14 protein-coding genes are annotated in these 15,249 nt (G+C 46.8%); 8 read left to right on the plus strand and 6 right to left on the minus strand.

Annotated features, from left to right (window positions below):
* Positions 1 to 160 precede the first annotated feature (160 nt).
* From BUR42_RS24300 to gldA, 3 genes are all read right to left on the minus strand, one after another.
* Positions 161 to 526 (minus strand): FtsB family cell division protein, encoded by a 366-nt coding sequence (locus tag BUR42_RS24300; RefSeq protein ID WP_234979791.1) that lies wholly within the window; start codon positions 524 to 526, stop codon positions 161 to 163.
* A 50-nt stretch (positions 527 to 576) separates the two neighbouring features.
* Positions 577 to 1,869 carry a phosphopyruvate hydratase gene (gene eno / locus BUR42_RS24305; protein WP_074243191.1) on the minus strand — a complete coding sequence of 431 codons (1,293 nt, stop codon included), beginning with the start codon at positions 1,867 to 1,869 and terminating at the stop codon, positions 577 to 579.
* 77 nt (positions 1,870 to 1,946) lie between these two features.
* Entirely contained in the window at positions 1,947 to 2,849 is a 903-nt protein-coding gene (gene gldA / locus BUR42_RS24310) for a gliding motility-associated ABC transporter ATP-binding subunit GldA (RefSeq protein ID WP_074242160.1), read from the minus strand.
* Positions 2,850 to 3,189: 340 nt separating this feature from the next.
* On the opposite strand from gldA, the gene BUR42_RS24315 reads away from it, so the two are divergent.
* From BUR42_RS24315 to BUR42_RS24335, 5 genes are all read left to right on the plus strand, one after another.
* Positions 3,190 to 3,846 carry a kinetochore Spc7 family protein gene (locus BUR42_RS24315; RefSeq protein WP_074242161.1) on the plus strand — a complete coding sequence of 219 codons (657 nt, stop codon included), beginning with the start codon at positions 3,190 to 3,192 and terminating at the stop codon, positions 3,844 to 3,846.
* A 2-nt stretch (positions 3,847 to 3,848) separates the two neighbouring features.
* Positions 3,849 to 4,835, plus strand: a complete 987-nt coding sequence (locus BUR42_RS24320) for a hypothetical protein (RefSeq protein WP_074242162.1) — start codon at positions 3,849 to 3,851, stop codon at positions 4,833 to 4,835.
* A gap of 101 nt (positions 4,836 to 4,936) precedes the next feature.
* On the plus strand, positions 4,937 to 6,703 hold the full coding sequence (locus BUR42_RS24325; protein ID WP_074242163.1) for an OmpA family protein: 1,767 nt from the start codon (positions 4,937 to 4,939) through the stop codon (positions 6,701 to 6,703).
* A 58-nt stretch (positions 6,704 to 6,761) separates the two neighbouring features.
* Entirely contained in the window at positions 6,762 to 7,544 is a 783-nt protein-coding gene (locus BUR42_RS24330) for an ABC transporter permease (RefSeq protein ID WP_074242164.1), read from the plus strand.
* The gene (locus BUR42_RS24335) at positions 7,544 to 8,347 is read left to right on the plus strand and encodes an ABC transporter ATP-binding protein (RefSeq protein WP_074242165.1); all 804 of its coding nucleotides are present in this window, start codon (positions 7,544 to 7,546) and stop codon (positions 8,345 to 8,347) included. Before BUR42_RS24330 ends, BUR42_RS24335 begins: the two co-directional genes overlap by 1 nt.
* A 423-nt stretch (positions 8,348 to 8,770) precedes the next feature.
* On the opposite strand, the gene BUR42_RS24340 is transcribed toward BUR42_RS24335, so the two are convergent.
* On the minus strand, positions 8,771 to 9,178 hold the full coding sequence (locus BUR42_RS24340) for a DUF4332 domain-containing protein (protein WP_074242166.1): 408 nt from the start codon (positions 9,176 to 9,178) through the stop codon (positions 8,771 to 8,773).
* Between the two features lie 129 nt (positions 9,179 to 9,307).
* On the opposite strand from BUR42_RS24340, the gene BUR42_RS24345 reads away from it, so the two are divergent.
* Together BUR42_RS24345 and bcp are read left to right on the plus strand one after the other, a co-directional pair.
* On the plus strand, positions 9,308 to 10,996 hold the full coding sequence (locus tag BUR42_RS24345) for a peptidoglycan DD-metalloendopeptidase family protein (RefSeq protein WP_074242167.1): 1,689 nt from the start codon (positions 9,308 to 9,310) through the stop codon (positions 10,994 to 10,996).
* A gap of 6 nt (positions 10,997 to 11,002) precedes the next feature.
* Complete coding sequence (gene bcp, locus BUR42_RS24350) at positions 11,003 to 12,277, plus strand: thioredoxin-dependent thiol peroxidase (protein ID WP_074242168.1); 1,275 nt, start codon at positions 11,003 to 11,005, stop codon at positions 12,275 to 12,277.
* Positions 12,278 to 12,379: 102 nt separating this feature from the next.
* Here bcp and BUR42_RS29825 read toward each other — a convergent pair whose 3' ends face one another.
* Positions 12,380 to 12,553, minus strand: a complete 174-nt coding sequence (locus tag BUR42_RS29825) for a hypothetical protein (protein WP_159442341.1) — start codon at positions 12,551 to 12,553, stop codon at positions 12,380 to 12,382.
* Positions 12,554 to 12,738: 185 nt separating this feature from the next.
* Here BUR42_RS29825 and BUR42_RS24360 point away from each other — a divergent pair, with 185 nt between their 5' ends.
* Positions 12,739 to 13,221 (plus strand): hypothetical protein, encoded by a 483-nt coding sequence (locus tag BUR42_RS24360; RefSeq protein ID WP_074242170.1) that lies wholly within the window; start codon positions 12,739 to 12,741, stop codon positions 13,219 to 13,221.
* Positions 13,222 to 13,521: 300 nt separating this feature from the next.
* Here BUR42_RS24360 and BUR42_RS24365 read toward each other — a convergent pair whose 3' ends face one another.
* Positions 13,522 to 15,066 (minus strand): SUMF1/EgtB/PvdO family nonheme iron enzyme, encoded by a 1,545-nt coding sequence (locus tag BUR42_RS24365; protein ID WP_074242171.1) that lies wholly within the window; start codon positions 15,064 to 15,066, stop codon positions 13,522 to 13,524.
* Positions 15,067 to 15,249: the final 183 nt, after the last annotated feature.

Genomic DNA, 15,249 nt, shown 5'->3' on the forward strand with positions numbered 1-15,249 from the left:
TAGTTTAAATAGAATACTACCAATACAGAAGGCTGTATAAGATATAACAGTTACATAACGGATAATGACGGGTTAGTATTGTTAATTTAGCCCATTTTTTTAGAAAATGCAAGTTTTTAACAAAGCCTTAAGAGGATAATGGGGCTTGGGAACCAATAAATTAGTCGATTTTGGCCTTGGGCTCGGGGATAATGAACAGATCCTCATCCTCTTTTTTCATCCGGTACTGCTCCCGGGCAAATTTCTCCAGTTTTTCGGGGCTGGACAATAATTCGAACTGGTCCTGGCGTGCCCTGTCTATTTCCTGCTTGTAAAACGCCTTTTGATCCTCCAGTTTGCTCTCTTCAGAACTTAAGGTGAATTGGGTGAAAACGTTGTTCCGGTCCACAAAAAGTAACCAGACCACAAAAAGCACCCCGCCTACAATGAACTTATTGCGCAGGATGGCAGGTACTTTTTTAAAACGCTTCAACATATCCATATTCACAAAGGCTGATTTGGTATCCGGGTACTGGAAGACCAGCACCCGGAAAGATTTGTATTGACCACTAATTGTTAACGTAGTGATACTAAAAATTACTTCTTACCAAATTTAATTGAATTTTTCGGATAATAAGCACTGGTATCCAGCAGTTCTTCTATCCTCAAAAGTTGGTTGTACTTAGCCATACGGTCTGTACGGCTGGCAGAACCGGTTTTGATCTGACCGCAGTTCAGGGCTACTGCAAGGTCTGCAATCGTTGTGTCCTCAGTTTCTCCGGAACGGTGGCTCATAATGGAAGTATAACCAGCCTTTTGTGCCATGGAAACCGCATTGATGGTTTCAGTGATAGTACCGATCTGGTTCACTTTTACCAGGATGCTGTTCGCAATGTTCTGATCAATACCTTGTTTCAGGCGTTTTACATTGGTTACGAACAGGTCGTCACCCACCAGCTGTACATTAGCGCCGATAGATTCAGTCAGTTTTTTCCAGCCGTTCCAATCATCTTCAGCCATACCATCTTCTATGGAAACGATGGGGTATTTCTTGGACCACTCTGTCCAGTAAGCTACCAGTTCATCACTGCTGATGATCTTCTGGGTGCTCTTATAGAACTTGTAAGTGTTGTCTTTATCGTTGTACATCTCGCTGCTTGCAGCATCCAGGGCAATGCCGATCTGGGAACCTGGTTTGTAACCAGCTGCTTCGATAGCCTGCAGTACAGTTTCGATCGCTTCTTCGTTGCTTTGGATCTCAGGTGCAAAACCTCCTTCATCCCCAACGTTAGTGCTGTAACCTTTCTTTTTCAGTACAGATTTCAGGTGGTGGAAAATTTCCACGCCCCAACGGAGACCTTCAGAGAAAGTGTCCGCACCAACCGGCACGATCATGAATTCCTGGAAGTCGATCTTGTTATCAGCATGCGCACCGCCGTTCACGATGTTCATTAAAGGTAAAGGTAAGGTGGTAGCGTTTACGCCACCCAGGTAACGGTACAGGGGTAAGCTAAATGCTTCTGCTGCTGCTTTCGCAACTGCCATACTAACCGCCAAAGTTGCGTTGGCACCCAGTTTGGCTTTATTTTCAGTACCATCCAGATCAATCAGCACCTTATCAACACCAGCCTGGTCGCTGATATCCCAGCCAATCAGTTCGTCAGCGATCACTTCATTAACATTCGTCACAGCTTTGATCACACCTTTGCCTAAGTACACGCCTTTATCATTATCGCGGAGTTCAACAGCTTCGTGTTTGCCGGTAGAAGCTCCGGATGGAACGGCGGCCCTTCCTACATGGCCATCTTCTGTAGTTACATCAACCTCAACCGTTGGATTTCCACGGCTATCTAAAATCTGTCTGGCGTGGATCTCTGAAATGATACTCATGGGTAAAATTTTTATGTTTTTATTCTTAAAAAATACCAACTCACGGCAAATGGCGTCTCCCCATTTACACGGCACCACTAATTTGTCAACTCCTTAAACACATCTTCCAGGCTTTGCGAATTGCTCTGCAAAGAAAGGATGTTCCGGTTATTAATCAAAGAGAATTGAAGCAGGTTTTTGCGGACGGTTTCTGCATCCGTAGTGTATAATCGCCAGATATGACCCTCAGCAGCCACTGCACGGGATACGCCGGGTAATTGTTCCAGCTCTTCCACCGCAACAGCTTCCCCAAAAGTAACCTGAATATAACCCTGCGAACCCTGCTGCAGGGAACTCAGCGGCCCGTCTGCTATAATGCTGCCCTTATTAATAATGATCACCCTGCTGCACATTGCTTCCACTTCCTGCATAATATGGGTGGATAACATCACCGTTTTATTCTCCCCGAGGTTCCTGATCAGGTTCCGGATCTCCGCTAACTGGTTGGGGTCCAGCCCGGAAGTGGGTTCATCCAGGATCAGGATCTCCGGATCATGCAAAAGCGCCTGCGCCAGGCCCACACGTTGTTTGTAACCTTTAGACAGGGCTCCTATCTTTTTATGCTTTTCCGGGCTAAGCCCCGTCAGGCCTATCATTTCTGTGATGCGGGCACCAGCGGTTTTTCCCAGCTTGTGCATGCCCGCCATGAACTCCAGGAACTCCCGGATATACATGTCCGGGTAAAGGGGATTGGCTTCCGGGAGGTAACCCACGCGCTTCCTCACTTCCATAGGCGCTTTCACAACATCAAAACCGCAAACGCTTACCTGTCCTTCACTGGGAGGGAGGTAACCGGTAATGATCTTCATGGTAGTGGATTTTCCGGCGCCATTAGGACCTAAAAAGCCCACAATCTCCCCTTTCTGCAACTCAAAAGAGATGCCGTCCACTGCTTTTTGCTGGCCATACAGCTTACTAAGTTCTGTTACAAGGATGGACATGGATAGTTTTTGCGTTGGCTAAAGTAAGTGAAAAAAAATAGTTAACCGTTAATTCCAGTGCCCCCGGAATGCAAATTTTCGAACACGCAGGCTCGCGGAATAATGGACATGTGATCAAAAGCCCCTGCAGTTAACGGATTTCAATTTTAATGCGAGCCCTACGCAGCCCTAAAATTTGCCATATGTGGAAAAATGTGTAATTTTACGTCTTCAATAATTACTGCAATGTAGTACACACATAATCTTCTCTTTTTACTCTGGTTGTTCATAATACAACTGCACGAGTTCTTAGTGTGCTTCTTTTTTCCAACAATCAATTTACCCTTTACACACACAAGCAATGACAAACTTTCTTAGGAAAGCGTTGGGCATTTTCGTTGAATTTGATCCCGATGCTTCACAAACTGGCAAGCCCGGAGGGGATTCCCTTGCCCAAAAATTCCCGCTGAGCGGCCCTAAAACCGTCACCGCGAATATCACGGCCGAAGAACTCGACAAATTTGAGTTACACTTCTCCCGGTTATTTGAAAGCAGCAATCTGCCCGGACCCGATTATTTCGAGTTCTGGAAAATGATGGAAACGCTGGAAGCACACGTGCCAAACGAAAAAGCACGTATAGGGGCGGTTTTTGCCACCCTTAGCATCCAGGGCCTCACAAAGGATAAACTGCTGGAAACCGCTACCCTGTATAAAGGCATGGTGGAAAAAGACCGGGATGAATTCGACAAAGCCGCTGATGATAAAGCGAAACAGGAGATCCAGGGAAGGGTACAGCAAATTACTGACCTGGAAAAAAAGATCGCTGAACACTCGCAGCAGATCCAGCAGCTCACGCTGGAAATTACCAGCGCCCAAAACAGTATGAAAGAACTGAAAGGCCAGGTATCCGAACAGGAACAAAAGATCGCCAGCAGCCGGAAAGGTTATGATGTAGCCTGCCAGGCCATGATCACTAAAATTCAGTCAGACATTCAAACCATTCAAACAACCCTTTAATTATGGACACTCAATTCTTCCCTGCTGAATCAGGCCAGAAACTGAAATCCTACTGGAACCGCCCTGGTGGCAAATTCGGTATCGTTATCGGACTCGGCTTACTGGTTCTCATCGGTTACTATGTGATCCCCATCCTCACAAACGTGGTATGGAACACACTCAACTTCGGCATCGCATTGGTATGCCTTGGTTTATTCCTCTATGCAGTAACACACCGCAAACTGCGCCTGAGCTTATTCTATCTCTATGAATGGCTCATGAAGAAACTCGTAGGAGTGGTGATCGAACTGGACCCCTTCCTCATCGCCGAAGATTATATCGGCGATATGGAAGAACAACGCGAAAAACTCTACAAGCAATCCATCGAAGTGGATGCACAGAAAGAGAAGATCGACATGAAGATCGACGAAAAGGAAAAAGATATGGCACAACTGATGAGCCGCGCAAAAGCCGCACAGAGCAATAACATGCTGCCTGAGCTGGGAAATGCTACGCGCCACATCGCCCGGATCAAAGAATATATCACCCAGCTCACACCCATCCGCGATAACCTTGCACGTATTGGTGACTACCTCACCAAAGTACACAAGAACAGCGGATACATGATCGAAGACGCACGTAATGAACTGGAACTGAAAAAAGATCTCTACAAATCTGTTTCCTCCGGTAACAAAGCCCTCAGCTCTGCGCTGAAAATATTCAACGGCGATCCCGAAAAGAAACTGATGGTGGAACAATCCATGGAGTTCCTCAAAGAAGATATTGCCACCAAGTTGAGCAGTATGAAAAAAGCCATCAGCTACTCTACAGACTTCATGCGCTCTATCGACCTCGATAACGCAACATACGAACTGCAAGGACTCACCATGCTGGAATCCTTCAATCCGGACACAGAATTCAAACTGGACGTGAAGAAGTGGGAGCCGGACACCACACCACGTACACCAGGCCAGGTACCAAAAGATAATTATAACGATCTCTTGAGCTAATAACCATCAGCATAAATGCATGGATAGCCATACGTATGCACCGTATACTAACGTTTATGAATAAACGAAATATATTCTTAAACCTATAAACATTAATAAAAATGGCAATTAAAGTAAAACCAGGCGGTAAAGTACTGGGTATCGTTCTCCTCCTCGGAGCAATCTATGCAGGTAAAGTATTATGGTGGGACAAGCGCCCCCAGGAAGCAAAAGCTGCTGCCGAAATTGGTAAAGTTGCTTTACCGGATGCTCCTGAAGCTTCTTTAAGCGGCAACGCGGCAAAACTGCCACTCCCCGGAGCAGAAGAATCTGCAAATGGCGGAACCAGGATCAGCTGGAAGATCATGGCCTGGAACTCCCAGTTCCCATTGATGTATGCCAACGGTGGCCCGAAAACCACCAAAGGCTCCCTGGTAGATAAAGCAAACCTGCAGATCGAAGTGGTCCGCCAGGACGATTGTAATAAATCCATTGCAGACGTAGTGAAGTTTGCACAGGACTATAGATCAAACCCTAACACCCCCGGCGTGTTCGCTTCCTTCATGGGAGACGGTATGCCCATGTTCTTCGCCGCACTGGCCAAAGAACTGGAACCCCTGGGGCCTGAATACCAACCCATCGCTTTCTACACCATGGGTAAAAGTTATGGTGAAGACAAACTGATGGGCCCCGCAGAATGGAAGATAGATCCTAAGAACGCATTGGGTAAAACAGTATCCTGCGTAATGAGGGACGGTGATATGAACATCCTCGTGAAATGGGCCGGGGATAATGGCCTGCGCGTAAACCCGGATGAAACCACTTATGATCGCAACGCCATCAACCTGATCGCTGCGAACGATTTCCTCGATGCCGCCAATAAATACATTGCCGGTTACACAGAAGGCCGCAAGCTCGTAGTGAATGGCAGGAAGATTGCCAAAGACACCACAGTTGGTGTAGACGGTGTTGCCACCTGGACGCCGGGCGACGTAAACATTGCCCAAAAGAAAGGAGGGTTGATCAATATCGCCACTACAAGAGAGTACGCTTCCCAGATGCCGAACATCTCCATCACCATTAAGAAGTTCGCCAATGACCACCGTACGGACATTGAGAACCTGATCATGGCACTCGCACAAGCCGGAGACCAGGTACGTTCTTTCACAGATGCCAAGCAATTTGCGGCAGACATTTCTGCGAAAGTATACAACGAACAGAATGGTGCATACTGGCTGAAATACTATAACGGTGTGGAAGAAAAAGACGCGCAGGGCATCAACCTTGCACTGGGGGGCTCTATGGCCTTCAACTTAGCAGACGCTGCCAACATGTTTGGCCTTGGCGATGATAAGCTGGACCGTTACAAGATCGTATACGGCACCTTCGGTGACATCCTCGTAAAGATGTATCCTGAACTGGTACCAACATACCCTGTATACAACAAGGTGGTAGATAAATCCTTCCTGGCTTCCGTAGTGAGCAATCACCCGGAACTGCTCACTGGTACTGCCATCAAAGAGCAATACGCTCCTGAGATCACTAAGGAAGTATCTTCCAAATCCGTACAGGTACAGTTTGAAACCGGCAGTGCCGTGATCAGATCTGAATCTTACGCCATCCTGGACGAGATCCTGAAAAGCGCCGTGGTAGCAGAAGGGCTGAAACTTGGTATCTATGGTCACACAGATAACGTAGGTAACGAAGCCGCTAACCTCAAGCTCTCCAACGAACGTGCAGCATCTGTAAAAACGTACCTCTTAAGCAAAGGTTTAGCTGCTGCCCGCCTGGAATCCAAAGGTTTTGGTGCATCCAAACCATTGGTGGACAACGGAACTGCTGAAGGCCGCGCACAAAACCGCCGCGTACAGATCGTATTGGGTAACTAATCTTCATATCGAAGGTCAGCACTTGCAAAAGTGCCGGCCTTCGTAATCACAATAAGGCATGGATAAAATAAAAGCATTTTTTGAACCGCTCCGTATACTGGACAAACGTGCCATGATGTTGCTCATGATCGCAGAAGTGATCATGGCAGTATTGATCTGGCAGTTGAGTGGGGGTGGCCTGATACCAACGCCTGCAAAGGTGTTCACAGCTATCGGCACCATTTTTACCTATCCGGATTTCATAGATAACCTCTTTGCAAGTCTTACGCTCACCATTAAGGGAATGTTCTTCTCCATAGTGATCGCACTGTTCATCAGTTATCTGTCTATCGTGCCCGTGTTTCAGCCTGTAGCACGTTTCATCGTAAAGTGCCGGTACCTGACATTGACCGGTCTCATCTTCCTGTTCACACTGCTTACCAGCAACGGTCATCAGTTAAAGCTGAGCCTGCTGATCTTTGGTATCGTTCCCTTTTTCGTTACCTCTTTGCTGTCTGTGATAGCGAACATCAACAAACAGGAATTTGAACTATGCACCACCTTAAGGATGAACAAATGGCAGCAGTTATGGGAAGTGATCATTGTGGGCCGCCTCGATCAGGTATTTGAAGTAATGCGCCAGAACTTTGCCATCGCATGGCTGATGATCACATCTGTAGAAGGTTTGAGCATGAGCGAAGGCGGTTTGGGCGTAATGCTCATCAAAGCAAATAAATATGTGCAGCTGGATATCGTGTTCGCCACACTCGTGATCATCTTTGCATTAGGTATCTTTTTTGACTTTATACTGGGCCTTTTCCGGCACTGGTTATTTCCTTACACTAAACTGGAAACCCGCTGATGAACACATACTCAAAGAACAAAGTATTGCTGAGCGCCGAGAACATCCACCTGCAATACGGAGAGAAAAAGATCCTGCGCGATATCAATTTCAACATCAGGGACATTCAGCGCGAAGGTGTGGAACAAGGCCAGGTAGTAGCTTTGATAGGAAGGAGCGGGATTGGTAAAACACAGCTGTTTAAAACCCTTTCGGGCTTGATCAAACCAACGGAAGGCATGGTAAGGATCGGCGAAGACCAGCATCCCGTGAAAGCAGGCGAGGTAGGTATCGTACCGCAGAATTACATTCTTTTCAATCACCGCACCATTTACCAGAACCTCAGGATAGGCCTGGATAACGGGGAAGTGAAGCTCACCGAAGATGAAAAGCGCCGCATTATAGCGGATTACGCAAACACCTTTGAACTCACGGAGCATCTTAAAAAGTATCCTGCACAGCTCAGCGGTGGCCAGCGTCAGCGTGTAAGCATCATCCAGCAGGTACTTACCGGCAACAAGTTCATTTTATTGGATGAGCCCTTCTCCGGTCTGGACATCCTGATGGTGGATCGCGTGATCAAACTGCTGTTAAAGGTTTCAACGCTGAGTGAGCAAAACACCCTCATCATCGTGAGCCATGATATCGAAAACGCTACGGCTGTTGCGGACACTGTTTGGGTGCTGGGCAACGGGGACGGCAAACCCGGGGCTACCATAAAAAAAGAATACGACCTGTGCGAGATGGGTCTGGCCTGGAAGCCGGAGATCCGCACAGATCGTAAGTTTGTCGAATTGATCGACGAAATTAAGCAACAGTTGTAGGTCTAAAAAACTTGAAGAATGGCCACAGGAGACCTATTAGCCTGTGGTCATTTTTATTTTAAAGGAAATAAATGCATTTGGTAACCAGCTCTTGTTCAATGCTCAGCCGCCGTTGTGTCACTCACTTCAGCGTTTGGTTCTTTGGTCGGCTCTTTTTCTCGTAACATTCTACGGTATAGGATCCTAAAAATTAATGCGTTTAAATACAAGACTTCATTACTAGCTTTTCCTGCGGCATGGGATTCTTTAATTCATTTGTTCTTCTTCTCTGACAAAACCGCCCTTCTTCTGACCGCAAAATGCCTTTTTATTTTCTTATTACAAAATTCCTGTAAAACCACATGATCCTCAAAAGGGAAAACTTTCCGTCACCCCTTACCCTAAAACAAAAACTCCGCCCTCTGCTGCGCGGCAAGGTCTCCGCTAGTACGTAACAACCGGCTCCAAATCCTTCGCCTGCTCAATCATCTGCGTCAACTCATTCAAAGTAGGCACCCTGCCACTCAAATTCTTCACCGCATTCACCTCTGTAACCCTTGCATGCAAATTCTCCGGCACCCGGTTCCTCAACTCTTTCACCGTATCAACCCCCGCAGCCTCCAATAACTCCGCAAACTGATCCCCGATGCCATTGATCCGCATCAGATCAGCATGGTTCACCCAGGTAAGGATCAAAGACTCCGGAATCCCCGTTGTCTCCGTCAATTTCAACCTGCCCGTACGGGTAGCCCCATCCTCTAATAATTTAGCTACGGTATTAATACCAATACCTAACAGCTTACTTGCATAATTAGGCCCAATGCCCTGGATCTCATGTATCGGATAACTCATCGTTGATTCAGTTTGTTTTGTAGATCGGAAATTAAGGAAAACCCGGAACCTTTAGTTTAAAAATATGTTAATTCACTGATTGACACCGTATTTTTAACGCTGAAGACACATAACTATTACATTTGTAGGATGAAAAGAACGATCGCATTCTTGCTCTTGCTGCCCCAACTCCTGCAGGCACAAGGGTTGGCGGAAAAGCATTATCCCAAAGGATATTTCAGGAATCCGCTGAACATACCAATAGAACTGGCCGGCAATTTCGGGGAACTCCGCCCCAACCACTTCCACTCCGGATTAGACCTCAAAACACAACAACGGGAAAACCTCCCCGTACACGCAGCCGCAGATGGCTACGTAAGCAGAGTAGGCGTTTCCCATCTTGGCTTCGGGAATGTATTATACATCACTCACCCCAATGGCTACACTACCGTCTACGCACACCTCAACAGGTTCTACCCGCTGGTGGAAGAATACGTGAAAAGAAAGCAATACGAGCAGGAAAGCTGGGCGTCAGACATTGTGCTGCCCCCGAACCTTTTCCCTGTTAAAAAAGGCGAATTCGTAGCCTGGAGTGGAAATACAGGAGGTTCTGCCGGTCCGCACCTGCACTTCGAGATCCGCGATACCCAAACCGAAAAACCCCTCAATCCCATGCTTTTCGGTTTCAGCATTCCGGATACCCGTGCCCCGGAGATCCAAAGGATCGTTATCTATGATCGGAATAAAAGCCTGTATGAACAATCCCCCATAGTTGTTCCCGTAAAGAACACAAAAGAAGGATATGTTGCCACCCGCCCCCTCGTGAAAGTAGCCACAGATAAGGTGGGCCTTGGCCTCAGCGCGCTGGACAGGCAAAGCAATTCCGCCAATCCCAACGGCATCTACGAAGCCATGATCATCCAAAATGGCCAGGTAGACTGCGGTTTTCAGCTCGATAATATCGGTTACGACGAAACCCGCTACCTCAATGCCCATATTGATTATAAGATGAAAAAAGGCGGCGGCCCATACGTACAGCTGTTGTTTGCGCTCCCCGGAAATGATCTCGATATCTACCAGGACGTATCCGGCAACGGTATTATCAATCTCTCCGATAAACAACCCCATCCCTTAACCATTCGCGTAACAGACGCTTACGGAAACGCCAGCAATGTGCAGATCACTTTGCAGCAGGAAGGGAACTCCACTGCAGAACCCGTTTGTGCCAATAAGATGTACGCAGATTCAAGGAATATATTTGAAAATAATCAGGTAGAATTTTATCTTGAGGAGGGATCTTTATATGATGAAATCTGTTTCCGGTATCTCGAAATTCCCAACGCCACAGCCTATTCCAGCACTTATCGCCTGCACACGGCACTGGTGCCTGTTCATTATAGCTTTGGACTAAGGATCAAACCAAACCGCCCGGTTTCCGCAGCACTGCAAAATAAAATGATAATCGTGCGTAAAGGTTTGGGAGAAAGCGTTTCAGCTACTACCTTTGAGGACGGATGGTATAAAGGAACGTTCCGCGATCTCGGAGATTTTTATCTTACCACAGATACGGAAGCACCAAGGATCGCAGCCCTCGGCGGTATCAAACAGGGTGCGAACCTTTCCAAAGCCGGCAGGATAGCGTTCTCCATGAACGATGCCAGCGGCATCAAATCTTACCGTGCAGAATTAGATGGCAAGTGGATAATGTTTTCCCGCCGCAGCAATGTTTTATCGTATACCTTTGATGAACATTGCCAGCCCGGAAATCATACTTTGACCCTGACGGTAACGGATATCGCCAACAACGAATCGACTTACACATTGACCTTTAAACGATAATAAAAAATGACACATCTTAAAGAAGGGGATATAGCACCTTCATTCACAGCCATTGATCAGCACGGTCAAAGCGTATCGCTTGCTGATTTTAAAGGAAAGAAAGTGATCCTGTACTTCTATCCGCACGATATGACCCCAGGCTGCACTACCCAGGCCTGTAATCTGCGGGATCACCACAGCCGCCTACTCAGCAAAGGCTACGTAGTACTGGGCGTGAGCGAAGATGACGAAAAAAGCCACAAGAAATTCGCAGACGAATACGATCTGCCTTTCTCATTATTAGTGGACGAAAGCCACGCCATCCTCAACGACTATGGCGTTTGGGGCGAAAAAGAATTCATGGGCCGCACCTTCGATGGCACCCACCGCACCACTTTCCTCATAGATGAAGAAGGAGTGATCGCACACATCATCCACAAACCAAACAATGGCGACCATGCCGCAGAAATAATCGAACTCTGGGAAGGCGATGGCGCTGAATTCAAAACAGAACCCGCTGAAGAAGCTACCGCTCCCGCAGAAGCTGCAGACCAGATCTCTCCCGTAGAAAAAGCTGTTCGCGCCTTTACGCCAAAACCACACCCGGTTCCAAAAGTAGAAGAGGAAGCAGCAGAACCTACTGCCGCCGCCGCTCCCGCTCCGAAGCCCAAAGCTAAACGTGTGGCTAAACCTAAAGCAAAACCAGCTGCTCCTGCTGCTAAAGTAGAAGAATCACCAGCCGCTGCCCCTAAAGCAAAAGCCAAACCCGCAGCTAAGAAAGCTGCCGCTAAACCTGCTGCTAAAAAGGCCGCTGCTAAACCAGCCGCTAAAAAAGCTGCTGCAAAACCCGCAGCCAAAAAAGCCGCCGCTAAAACTGCTCCAAAAGCAAAAGCTAAACCAGCCGCTAAAAAAGCAGTCCCTAAAGCAAAAGCTAAAACAGCTCCAAAGAAAGCCGCTCCTAAAAAAGCAGTAGCGAAAAAGGCAGCACCAAAAGCAAAAGCTAAAGTAGCACCCAAGAAAGCAACTCCTAAAAAGGCAGCAGCTAAGAAAGCCGCACCTAAAAAAGCAGTAGCGAAAAAGATAGCACCAAAAGCAAAAGCTAAGGTAGCACCAAAGAAAGCCGCTCCAAAAAAGGCAGCAGCTAAAAAGGCCGCACCTAAAAAAGCAGTAGCAAAGAAAGCAGCCCCTAAAGCAAAAGCTAAGGTAGCAGCCAAGAAAGCCGCTCCTAAAAAAGCCGTTCCAAAAGCAAAAGCCAAAGCAGCTCCAAAGAAAGCCGCCGCTAAAAAAGGGAAAAAGAAATAATCCTGACCCTTCTTAATATTAAAAGGCCGTATCACCCCTGATGCGGCCTTTTTTACGCCCATTAAGGCACAAATCAACAAATGGGATATGACTAAATCATAACTACCGCTTAAGCGGCTTAAGGCACAAAACATCATTTTCATATCTCTCTGCAGCAATAGCCATTGCGAATAACTGCTCCAACTCTTCCGGAGTCAGGCCCTCTTTAGTCATCAGCTTAGTGATAGCAGCCCTTATTTCATCATAATCAACCGGAGAACTAATCTCATATTCCATATACATGCTTTTAGTTAACCCACTGCTAATTAATGACTTTAATAGCCATTACCCCGTTAAACCCTTGTTATCTCCAACAGGGAAAATACCCGGCTCTTTCCTATAGATATCTCATATCTAAGATTCGCTTGACATAGGCTTAAGATAGGTATTGTTATATACCATGTTTGTCTTATCTTAGCAATATGGCAGTATCTGAACATAACGTCATCACCAAAGGAGCCTCTGGCACCTTCGGCAAACAGATCGTCTTCCGCCAGCGGAACGGCAAAACCGTGATGTGCAAGCCCCCCTGCAAGTACCCTCCCAAAACCGCCACCCAGGTAGCGAACCAGGAGCGCTTCAAAAGGGCCAACGATTTCGCTAAAGCTGCCATCAAAGACCCCGAAAAGAAAGCCTACTACCAATCCATTGCCAAACCCCACCAAACAGCCTTCAACGCCGCTTTCCAGGACGCTTACAACAAACCCGAAGTAACCGTCACCATAAAAGATCAAACCGTGATCGTTAAAACAAAAGGTAAACACCGCGTAGAAAAAGTAACCATAGGAACTGCGAAAGCAATACAAAAGAACACCCACTGGGAATCACCCCTGAAAGAAAAGACCTTCACCGTACAGGTACATGACGTCGCCGGTAACATCTGCACCATCGTCATGAAAACATGAATGAGTGAGATCTTATTATAGCCAGCCTTAGCCTACCACGCAGCCCCCACGTTGCATGTGGTTATATTATTAATATAAAAGAAAGGACAAGCACCCTACCTAAAAAACCACCAGCGGAAATAAGCGTAAAAAAAATTCGACCGAAAACTGTTCCCTCCTGCCTCTTATAACCGCTGGGCTAGTTTTTTCGGTCGAATTTTTTTTACGCTTATTGGGAGCGGCGGGAGCAAAAGGAATAAAAAGGAATAAAAAAAGGCCGCCTCGCAATGAGACGGCCAGTAAAAGTATTTATGGAGAGAATTATCTCTTTTGACGCTGCTTCTTGAAAGTATTACCAGTTTTAAACTTATTACCCTCAGGTGAACCCACACGGTCCATAGCACAACGGAAACCAACGGTATTAGTCGCCATATCCTCCTGCATGAAACGACGTGAACCGGGAGACAACCAATAAGCCCTGTCATTCCAGCTGCCACCCTTGATCACACGGGATTTATCGTTTACGAGAGAAGTAACGCCATAACCATACTCAACAAGAGAGAGAGAGTCACCATCAAGATAGTTGATCACATCCCCTTTCTGATAGTTCAAACGGCTGGCACTTTCTTCATCGGTCACATCACGCATCTTCAGCATACCCAGGCTATCCTTCTCAAACTCCTTTTCACCATTTTGATAAACAGTCTGGAATTTGTTACCACGGAAGTAGTTGAAGTCATCACCATCAATGGTGGTCAATGGCCTGTAAACGTCATTCACCCACTCACTCACGTTACCGGACATATTGTAGATCCCGAAAGTATTAGGGAAGTAAGAAAGAACCGGAGCAGGAATGGAAGCCTTATCGTTCAGCCCCCCAGCCATACCCATGTTATCACCGGAACCGCGTTTGAAGTTCGCCAGGAACTGACCCTGCCAGTTACCGCGGCGGATATCCCTCAAACCACTGTTGTTAGTACCCCAGGAATAGATCTGTTTGTTCATGATCAGCTCTTCCCCACGTTTTCCTTCTTTCTTAGAAGGATTCGGGTTCTGGCCGATATATCCAAGTGCTGCATATTCCCACTCAGCTTCTGTTGGGAGCCGGTAGTTAGGCAACATGATACCATCTTCGAATTGAGCACCACGTGGAGAACCATCCGGATTGGCAAATTGCTTCTTCGCCGATTTGGACATTTTACCAGGAGTCCCTTCGTACAGACCAGCCATGTAAGCTTTACTGTCGAATGTATTATCATCAGCCTGGTTCATGATATCAGCTTTGGAGAGGAGACCTGCATCCATCAGCAGCTTTTCATTCACACGGTTGGAGCGCCATTTGGCATAGTCGGTAGCTTGTTTCCAGCTAACACCTACAACCGGGTAGTTATTATAAGCAGGGTGGCGGAAATAGTACTCCACCAGCGGCTCATTATAGGCCAACTCGCTACGCCATACCAGGGTATCCGGCAAAGCATTGCGGTAAACGTCCGGGAAAGATTCGTAGTACATGCGGTTTAACCAGTACAGGTACTCACGATAGTTGATGTTGGAAACTTCATTCTCGTCGATATAGAAGGAAGAAACCGTGATACGGCGGGGAATGTTGTTCCAGTCACCCATTACGTCCTGTTCAGTGGCACCCATGGCGAATGTACCGCCCTGAACAAACACTAAACCAGGCCCGGTGAACTGGTCCTTTGCTTTAGCAACGGAAAAACCACCCATTTTTGGGTCGTTATAAGCCCAGCCGGTGGCGGAAGATGATTCTTTTTTCTTTCCAAAAAGACCACCATTCTTACAGGCCGACATCGACATTAGTACGCCGGTGCCGAGGATCAAGGATAAGGAGGTTAATCTGCGCATGCGAAAACAGCTTTTATCAATTCAATTTAGGTGTTCAAATATAGTAAACGCAAATGTAATCTTTTTTATTTTATGGCAAAAAAAATTAATCTATAACATTGTGCGTTTAATAGCTATCCGGGAAACCTCGCCCTAATCTGTTGGTTGTGAAATATCCCGGGATAATATTAGGTTTGTGATAAA

This window comes from Chitinophaga niabensis, assembly GCF_900129465.1.
In the GTDB taxonomy this organism is placed as follows: Bacteria; Bacteroidota; Bacteroidia; order Chitinophagales; family Chitinophagaceae; genus Chitinophaga; species Chitinophaga niabensis.

Coding starts and splice junctions, on each gene's coding strand:
- BUR42_RS24320 (WP_074242162.1), top strand. CDS start 3,849: ATGGACACTCAATTCTTCCCTGCTGAATCAGGCCAGAAACTGAAATCC.
- BUR42_RS24365 (WP_074242171.1), bottom strand. CDS start 15,066: ATGCGCAGATTAACCTCCTTATCCTTGATCCTCGGCACCGGCGTACTA.
- BUR42_RS24330 (WP_074242164.1), top strand. CDS start 6,762: ATGGATAAAATAAAAGCATTTTTTGAACCGCTCCGTATACTGGACAAA.
- bcp (WP_074242168.1), top strand. CDS start 11,003: ATGACACATCTTAAAGAAGGGGATATAGCACCTTCATTCACAGCCATT.
- BUR42_RS24325 (WP_074242163.1), top strand. CDS start 4,937: ATGGCAATTAAAGTAAAACCAGGCGGTAAAGTACTGGGTATCGTTCTC.
- BUR42_RS24335 (WP_074242165.1), top strand. CDS start 7,544: ATGAACACATACTCAAAGAACAAAGTATTGCTGAGCGCCGAGAACATC.
- BUR42_RS24340 (WP_074242166.1), bottom strand. CDS start 9,178: ATGAGTTATCCGATACATGAGATCCAGGGCATTGGGCCTAATTATGCA.
- BUR42_RS24360 (WP_074242170.1), top strand. CDS start 12,739: ATGGCAGTATCTGAACATAACGTCATCACCAAAGGAGCCTCTGGCACC.
- BUR42_RS24315 (WP_074242161.1), top strand. CDS start 3,190: ATGACAAACTTTCTTAGGAAAGCGTTGGGCATTTTCGTTGAATTTGAT.
- BUR42_RS24345 (WP_074242167.1), top strand. CDS start 9,308: ATGAAAAGAACGATCGCATTCTTGCTCTTGCTGCCCCAACTCCTGCAG.
- BUR42_RS29825 (WP_159442341.1), bottom strand. CDS start 12,553: ATGGAATATGAGATTAGTTCTCCGGTTGATTATGATGAAATAAGGGCT.
- eno (WP_074243191.1), bottom strand. CDS start 1,869: ATGAGTATCATTTCAGAGATCCACGCCAGACAGATTTTAGATAGCCGT.
- gldA (WP_074242160.1), bottom strand. CDS start 2,849: ATGTCCATCCTTGTAACAGAACTTAGTAAGCTGTATGGCCAGCAAAAA.